Origin of the sequence: Cupriavidus sp. UYPR2.512 (assembly GCF_000379565.1) — a bacterium.
Classification (GTDB): domain Bacteria; phylum Pseudomonadota; class Gammaproteobacteria; order Burkholderiales; family Burkholderiaceae; genus Cupriavidus.
The window spans coordinates 1-5,894 of the sequence record NZ_KB902919.1 but is presented as its reverse complement, the minus strand read 5'-3'; the positions used below and the strand labels follow the sequence as shown (position 1 = coordinate 5,894).

3 protein-coding genes and 3 pseudogenes are annotated in these 5,894 nt (G+C 61.8%); 2 read left to right on the top strand and 4 right to left on the bottom strand.

Annotated features, from left to right (window positions below):
• Window positions 1-526 precede the first annotated feature (526 nt).
• Window positions 527-1,420 (top strand): annotated as a pseudogene (locus tag A3A5_RS38245) (IS4 family transposase); the annotation flags it as partial.
• A gap of 85 nt (window positions 1,421-1,505) precedes the next feature.
• On the opposite strand, the gene A3A5_RS0110815 reads toward A3A5_RS38245, so the two are convergent.
• Both A3A5_RS0110815 and A3A5_RS0110810 read right to left on the bottom strand, forming a co-directional pair.
• The gene (locus A3A5_RS0110815) at window positions 1,506-2,708 is read right to left on the bottom strand and encodes a chromate efflux transporter (protein WP_018310594.1); all 1,203 of its coding nucleotides are present in this window, start codon (window positions 2,706-2,708) and stop codon (window positions 1,506-1,508) included.
• Window positions 2,709-2,738: 30 nt separating this feature from the next.
• Complete coding sequence (locus A3A5_RS0110810) at window positions 2,739-3,701, bottom strand: chromate resistance protein ChrB domain-containing protein (RefSeq protein ID WP_026200656.1); 963 nt, start codon at window positions 3,699-3,701, stop codon at window positions 2,739-2,741.
• 177 nt (window positions 3,702-3,878) lie between these two features.
• On the opposite strand from A3A5_RS0110810, the pseudogene A3A5_RS38240 reads away from it, so the two are divergent.
• A pseudogene (locus tag A3A5_RS38240) lies at window positions 3,879-5,258 on the top strand (phage integrase family protein); the annotation flags it as partial.
• A 95-nt stretch (window positions 5,259-5,353) separates the two neighbouring features.
• On the opposite strand, the pseudogene A3A5_RS0110800 reads toward A3A5_RS38240, so the two are convergent.
• Window positions 5,354-5,617: pseudogene (locus A3A5_RS0110800) on the bottom strand (transposase); the annotation flags it as partial.
• Window positions 5,618-5,763: 146 nt separating this feature from the next.
• Complete coding sequence (locus A3A5_RS43190; RefSeq protein WP_255343494.1) at window positions 5,764-5,877, bottom strand: hypothetical protein; 114 nt, start codon at window positions 5,875-5,877, stop codon at window positions 5,764-5,766.
• Window positions 5,878-5,894 lie beyond the last annotated feature (17 nt).

Genomic DNA, 5,894 nt, shown 5'->3' with positions numbered 1-5,894 from the left:
GCAAAGTCCTCATCTGATCATCGAGCGCTGTGGCTCACATTCCCTATCGGGTTTTCCTCGCCCCGGTCCAACCTGTTAGCCATCATGCGATCTATGCTTGCGCTCCTTGAGAAGAGGTTCGTTCGACCGATTGGCAGCAGTGCACGCGCCTGGACTATAAAGCCACGACAGGTGGCGTGTATCTGCTATCCCTTGCTAGTACCGCCCAGATGGCAATTGGAAGTCCGATCCCGCTTGATGTGGCACTCAGAACATGCAACCAATGAGGTCAGAGGCCAAAAGTGATGCAATATTGTGGAGGAGAACCTCATGCCTTCTTCATTTCGCCGAACTCTCAGACATGCATTGAGCTTGGTAGCGCTGCTGGCAGCGTTAGTGCTATGGCCGGTGCTCCGCAAAAAGTCGTTTACGGTCAATGACATAGCGGGTGGGGTTGTAAACTCTTTCGGATTGTCGTTCACTCTTGCATTTTGGGCGGCACATGCAGCGAGCGGCAACGAGTTGGGCAGCGGCAGAATTCAAGGACATTGACTTGGGCGACCAGCGCCTGAACAAGCGAGCGGTGCTGCTAGCGGAGCGGCTTGCAGAGAAACCGACGGCAAGCATACCCAGCGCATGCGGCGGCTGGGCGGAAACGGCTGCGGCGTACCGCTTCCTGGCTCAGGATGAACTGGACTGGCGCGATATTCTGGCGCCCCATTGGCAGAGCTCAGCCGAGCGGATGCGAGCTTGCGAAGTGGTGCTAAGCATCCAAGACACAACGGAGCTGGACTTTAACGGCCAGACCATCACAGGCCTGGGACCGCTGTCGTATGAGGCGCAACGCGGGCTGTATCTGCACCCGACTTACGCGGTAACACCATCGCGCGAACCGCTGGGCGTGCTTGACGCCTACATGTGGGCGCGCGAGCCGAAGGGTGCGGATGGCGTGCGCCCCGGCATCAAGGAAAGTACCCGCTGGACCGAAGGATATGAGCGGGTTGCCGAACAGGCGGCCGCACTGCCTGCCACGCGACTCGTCTATGTGGCTGACCGAGAGTCGGACATCATGGCGCTGATGGTCAAGGCAAAGGAGTTGGGCCACCCGGCGGATTGGCTACTGCGCTCGCAGCACAATCGCACCTTGCCTGGCGGCGGCAAGCTGTGGGACCAAGTAACTGCGGGCAAGCCAGTGGGCAGGATTCACTTTACGCTGGCAGCCCGTCAGGCTCAGCCGGCGCGCGCGGTACGACAGCAGGTGTGGACGCAACGTGTCGCGTTGCCTGATGCTGCAGGCGGCGTGGTGAATGCCACTTGCATCGTCGCCCGGGAGGTTGACCCGCCGGCAGGCGTCAAGCCGATTGAATGGCGACTGCTGAGTAATCGCGAGGTGGACGACCTTGACGCGGCAGCGCAGCTTATTGACTGGTATCGCGCCCGTCCGAGAGGCCGGTGAGCTTGCCTGGATCGACGCCGAGAGGCTTCATCTGGTAGGTCATGATGGATTGATTCCTTATGTGAGCGGCTCAGGAGTGAAGGAGCGGGTAGGCAGCGAGGCCAACCAAGGCGGCGCCGATGACGATGACCGGCTCCGGCAGCTTCTTGAACTTCCAGAGCAAGGCGACCGTGACGAGCGCAAGCAGGACGGTCGGGACATCAATAATCGAGCGTCTGGCCAGTACGATCACGGCACCCGTAATCGCACCAATTGCCGCCGCTGTCACGCCATCGACGAAGGCAATGATGGCGGGCCGCTTACCGTACTTCTTGAAGTACGGAGCTGGAATGACGGTGAACAGATAGCAAGGCAGGAAGGTTCCCAGCGCGGCCACACATGCGCCCCGCAGGCCCGCAACCAGGTAGCCGATAAAGCCGACTGTCATGACCACCGGCCCGGGCGTGATCATCGCCACCGCCACCGCGTCGACGAACTGCTTGTCGTTCAACCAATGGTGCTCGGTCACAACACCGCCATAGAGGAATGGGGCGATGGCCAGGCCCGAGCCGAACACGAAGGCGCCGGCTTTGGCAAAGAACACGCCAATCTGCGTCAGCAGTGGCCAGTCCACGGTGCTGACGACCCCGCTCACAGTCGGCACTTGCGTTGCCGCGAGGGCATTGAGACCGCCTTGGCGCAGCCACTTGGGCGGTGCGCGCCAGAACCACACCACGATGCCAGCGGCCAGGAACAACCACGCGATCTCGGATTCGGTAACGACCGTCACCGCAGCCAGCACCAGGTAGATGACCCATAGCAGCTTGTCCTTGCCCACGCTCTTGTTCGTGAGCTTGTAGGCGCTGATTGCAATGATGCCGATGACCGCGGCGCCGACCCCATAGAACACCGACTGCATCCAGGTCAGCCCCCCAAATCGGACATAAGCCCAACCCAGCGCGACCACCATCAGGAACGATGGAATGACGAATGCAATCCCGACCAGGGTGGCACCGACGATGCGGTAATGCACGTAGCCGAGGTAGATCGCGAGCTGCGCAGCGAGCGGGCCGGGGGCCAACTGCGCCAGCGCCAGCCCTTCTTTGTAGTCGGCATCGGTGATCCACTTGCGTTCATCGACCAAGTCTCGGTGCATATAGCCTGCGAGGGCAACGGGGCCGCCAAATCCAAGGGTACCCAGGCGCAGCATGTAGAGCACCATTTGCCAGCGGGTATAGCCAGGCCGTTCGGCCGCGGGCGCTTGCGGAACATCGGTTTGCTGCACGTTTCTCATGAATATTCCTGAATATGAATTCGGTGACGACTAGCGTTTCCGGTTGTTCGAGAAGTGGGCATGCAGGGAATCCAGCACGGAGCCGAACTCGGCCAGCAGCGCGTCGTCACCGGCCAGCCGCTCACGGGCGCCGGCCAGGATTGCGTCGAAGCCGCCGGCCTCCGGTACGGTGGGCCCACCAATATCCAGCGCATGGACCATCTCCGCCATTCGCTGCAATCCTGTATTCGATTCCAGGCCGAAGCTCGCCAGCAGCACCTCGAAGGAGACCTTGTCACCGACGTGGGTGAATGTCGCGCCGTCGAAATCGAAACCCAGGGCCTCGGTCGGGCATTCGCTGGGAGATTCCAGCCACAGAAAGCGGGCGTGGGGGTCAATGAAGCGCTGGATCAGCCAGGCGCAGGCCACCCGGTCAACCCAGAGATGACGGCGCGTCGCCCATAGCCGCCCCTGGTATTGGGTTGGGTCGCGCCGCGCGATAGCGCCGGCAGCGGCATGTGGCTCTCCCGGCGACAGGATCGTTTCGATGGCGCCCACAAAGTCTCGCCACTGCGCTTCAGCACGCACAGAGGCCTCATTGGGAAAGAAATCGATCTTCCGAATCGATTCGTATAAACGCCCGAGGCGTCGCAGCAGGCGATTGAGTTCGGCTTCACCTAACCCGGAAAGGGTCTGGCGAGCGTCGGAGATGGCTGCAAGGAGTTCGACGTAGTCGCTCGATCGGTCGAACAAGGCGCGGTATGCAGAGGTGTCTTCGTCCTCATCGGGATGTACCGTCAGGAGCCAGTCCTGGCCTTCCTGCTGCAACGTTTCGTCGGCCAGTTCGCGGAACTGCGCCACTTGCTCCGCGCCTGCCGGCAACAAATAGGCACCGTCGCGCAAGGCGGCACCGCCGAGCGCCTTAAGCGTGCGCCAGATCCGCATGCGGGCGGTCGCACCAGATGTCGGGAGGCTGACGATCAGCAGGATCCAAGTGTCTTGGGATGTGGTCATAGTGGGCAGCATAGAAGGTCATATCCATAGTTTCAACGATGTAGAGATCGTTATAAAACGCTGCATCAGCCCGGGTGCTCGGGAGTTCGTAACTAGACCTTGTACGGTGTTGTGGGTAGCCGCGCGGCTCTCGAAGGCGAGCAATCCCGGCCAACCTCCGCCAAAGGGCATTCGACGCCAGTCCCCACGCCACAGATCGGGGACGATATCGCGCTGTGGTTGCCGGAGCGTGCCGTCCGCGTGCTGCACGCCGTCGGTATCCAGACCCTGAGCGACCTCACCGTGCGGATTCCACGCCGTCGGCAGTGGTGGGCCGCCATCCCGGGACTCGGGCCTGCCAGCGCCTGCAAGATCGAAGCTTTCTTCGCCGCGCACCCTGCGTTGACCGAGCGCGCCCGCGCCCTGATCACCGCGGAGCGACCGTCGATCGTGACTCCTTGGAAACAGCTACGGCTGCCTCACGACGTCGACGGCTCGGCCGGGGCGTTCCGTGCTCCGGCGTCGACCTGCATTCTGGGCGTGGACAATGATTACGAGGCCATTCAGGCCTGGCTCGCGCTGCACGAATCCCGGGCCACCCAACGCGCTTACCGCAAGGAGGCTGAGCGCCTGATCCTGTGGGCCATTGTCGTGCGGGGCAACGCATTGTCGTCGCTGACGACCAAGGATGCCACGGAATATCGGGCGTTTCTGCGCAAGCCGACACCGCGCGAGCGGTGGGTCGGTCCGCCGCGTCCGCGCACGGCCCTGGATTGGCGGCCGTTCGTTGACAACCTGTCGCCCCGCTCGATTGCCCATGCGCTAGCCGTACTCAATGCCATGTTCCGCTGCCTGATCGAGCAACGCTATGTCGTGGCCAACCCGTTTGCCGGCCTCAAGGTGCGCGGCAGCAAGCGCGCCATGGCCGTGGAGACCACCCACGCCTTCACCGAAGGAGAATGGTTACTGGTGCGCGCCATCGCCAACGGGCTCGAATGGTCATACGGCTGGCAAGCCCTGGCGGCGCAGCGGCTGCGCTTCCTGCTGGATTTCGGCTACGCGACCGGGCTGCGTATCAGTGAACTGGCCAATGCCACGTTGCGTAATATCGAGGTCGATGCCGCCGGCGATCACTGGCTGCATGTCGTTGGCAAGGGCGGCAAGCCAGCCAAGGTTACCTTGACGCCGCTGGCGCGCGTGGCACTGGATCGCTACCTGCAGGAGCGCGGCCTGCCCGTCAGCCGTGCCCGGTGGGAGCCTGCCACACCCTTGATCGGAAGCCTGGACGGCGCAGACGCCGGCATTACGCCTCTGCGACTGTGGGAGATCATGCGCCGGTTCTTCAGGCTCGCGGCAGATGTCGTTGGTGACGACCATCCGGCCTTGGCAGAAAAGCTGCGACGGGCCACGCCTCACTGGATGCGGCATACCCACGCAACACATGCGCTCGCGAAGGGCGTCGAACTGAGCGCCGTACGCGACAACCTGCGCCACGCTTCAATTTCGACCACTTCGATCTACTTGCACACCGACGACGTCAAGCGGGCGCGGCAGTTCGGGCAGGCGTTCACCGCGTGAGTATCTCTTATACCACCAGAGAATAGGATTCGCGAACATCATAACTGCAAGGCTTATGGGAGCATTTCGACCGAATCTTGGTCAGACCCCAAGGGGGTGATGCCGACGTCTTCGCAGGCTCTGATCTCCGGTCCATTGAAGTACCCACAATCAGCAAAGGCCTGCACTTTTGTCCGGCCCATCATTTCACGCGCAGCCTTCGCCATCTTGCTCAGTTGCGATCGGTCGCTGCCGATGTTCGTGACCTCGTGCACGACAATCAGGTGGTGCTTGGCATCAACGGCCGTCTGAACGTTGTACCCCACAATCCCCGCTCCCTTGGCTTGTGAGATCATCGAGCGCGCATCAGGATCCGTGAGTGGTCGAATGTCGCCCCATGGCCGAGGTTACGTCGGCTCCGGATCGACAATCGGTCATTGGGCTCCGAAAGGCGAGCGTTTTATGCTCGGCCATTCGCCTCGCTTGGGCCAATCCTGACTTTGCGAGTTTTCGAGCTTGCCGTCGGTCACCGTATCAANGCCGCGTTGGCCATGAGCACGATTTTTCCGGCCACCCCTTTCTCGCCGAGCAACTCGTGCGCAAGTCTTGCCTCGCCAAGAGGAAATTTCCGAGCAATCAGCGGCTTGATTCTTTTTT